Source organism: Psychrobacter sp., from assembly GCF_018260395.1.
In the GTDB taxonomy this organism is placed as follows: Bacteria; Pseudomonadota; Gammaproteobacteria; order Pseudomonadales; family Moraxellaceae; genus Psychrobacter.
The window spans coordinates 1-1,544 of the sequence record NZ_JAGLBC010000247.1 but is presented as its reverse complement, the minus strand read 5'-3'; the positions used below and the strand labels follow the sequence as shown (position 1 = coordinate 1,544).

Here is a 1,544-nt window from a genome sequence, read left to right as displayed (position 1 = left end):
TGTATCAAGTGAGATATAAAAATAAATGCACCAATCAAACATAGCCAAGTAAGCAGTATTTGTGTCAAACTATGGGCTTTATTATTTAGCTGTGCTTTTAGCTAGCAACACTTTTAGCTAGCTGTACTTTTTTACTTGTACTTGTTATCAGCTATACTTGTTTTATTTCTCATTATAGTTATTTAATTATTAATCATTCAATTGATTTACTTTAAATCGGTTAAGAGTCTGAATTATGTTTCGTCCATTGGCCTTGTTTTTAGGATTACGTTATACGCGTGCTGAACGCAGAAACCGCTTCATCTCCTTAATATCACTAATTTCTATGGTTGGATTAACCCTAGGAGTAGCGGTATTAATCACTGTGTTATCTGTGATGAATGGATTTGATCGTGAGCTTAAGTCTAGAATTTTAGGCATGGTTCCGCAGGCAACTGTTAGTTCTGGTGAAATTATTTCTGATTGGAAAAGCCTTGCTAATACGATCAAAAAAGATCCAGAGGTCACTGCGGTAGCGCCCTTTATTCAATTACAAGGGATGTTAACTGCAAATGGTCAAGTCGCCGGTATCATGGTGACAGGTGTGGAGCCTCAGTACGAAAAAAATGTGTCAATTATTAATCAACACATGGTTGAAGGCAATATAGATACTTTAAAAGATGGTGAATTTGGTATCGTCTTAGGTGAAAGTATGGTTGAGGCTTTAGGCCTTCAGATTGGTGACAAGGTGACTTTAGTGATGCCGGAAGCCTCTCCTTCACCAGCTGGGGTTATTCCAAGGTTTAAGCGATTTACTTTAACTGGGGTATTTAGTATAAGCCGTGAGGTGGATAATCTTGTGGCATTTATTCCAATGGGTGATGCGGCAACTTTGCTTCGTTTGCCTCCAGGGGCGCAAGGCGTACGCATGAAGTTGAATAATCTCTTCTTAGCCCCTCAAGTGGCTCAACGTGCAGCCAATATTGATCCTCAGAACTTGTTTCCAAGTGATTGGACCCAAACGCATGGTAATTTGTTCGGTGCTATTCAGATGGAAAAAGCAATGGTAGGCTTATTGCTGTTCTTAATCATTATTGTGGCCGCTTTTAATATTGTGTCAAGTTTAGTAATGCTAGTCACTGATAAAAAAGCTGATATTGCCATTTTAAAAACATTCGGTGCTTCACCCAAATTAATTACCCAAGTATTCATGGTGCAAGGATTGGTCATCGGTGTTATTGGTACTGTGGCGGGTACGATTTTAGGCGTGGTTCTAGCTTTAACAGTTGGACAATTATTAGGATGGGTGAATCAAGTCTTTAATTTGCATCTATTCGATGCCTATTTTATTAACTATTTACCGACTGAGCTTCGTTGGACTGATGTACTGATTATTACTAGTACTTCATTTTTATTGAGTTTTTTAGCTACCATTTATCCTGCACGCCGTGCTGCAAAAATCCAGCCTGCACAAACCTTACGCTATGAATAATGCGTATTAATTAGTATAAGAATAAAAATTAAGAATAAGAATTTAAGTACTAGATACAGTCCTTTTAAAACAA

General features: G+C 37.8%; 1 protein-coding gene. It reads left to right on the top strand.

Features of this window, described 5'->3' with window-relative positions:
- Window positions 1-235: 235 nt before the first annotated feature.
- Window positions 236-1,471, top strand: coding sequence for a lipoprotein-releasing ABC transporter permease subunit (locus QZ265_RS10865; RefSeq protein ID WP_296406090.1), 1,236 nt, complete (start codon window positions 236-238; stop codon window positions 1,469-1,471).
- Window positions 1,472-1,544: the final 73 nt, after the last annotated feature.